General features: G+C 61.4%; 1 pseudogene. It reads right to left on the bottom strand.

The features are described from left to right. Positions 1-220: pseudogene (locus tag SB771_RS37315) on the bottom strand (carbohydrate ABC transporter permease); the annotation flags it as partial. Positions 221-233 lie beyond the last annotated feature (13 nt).

The raw sequence follows: 233 nt of genomic DNA, 5'->3' as shown, positions 1-233 counted from the left end.
CCAGCCGGCCCGATACCGCCAGCGCAAAGACGACCATCGGCAACACAATCAGCGTACCTGTCGCCATGATTTCGCCCCACGGCAACTCGTAGCCGCTCATGTAACTGGTGGCGGCAACCGGTGACGTGATCGCGTCGGTGCGTGTCAGCACCAGTGCATAGAGCAGGTCGTTCCACGAAAAGATGAACGCGAAAATCGCGGACACCACGATGCCCGGCATCGCGAGAGGCAGG

Source organism: Burkholderia sp. SIMBA_051 (assembly GCF_046534915.1).
GTDB classification, from domain to species: domain Bacteria; phylum Pseudomonadota; class Gammaproteobacteria; order Burkholderiales; family Burkholderiaceae; genus Burkholderia; species Burkholderia ambifaria.
Note: the sequence above shows the minus strand (reverse complement) of the source record. Positions and strands in the feature narration are given on the sequence as shown.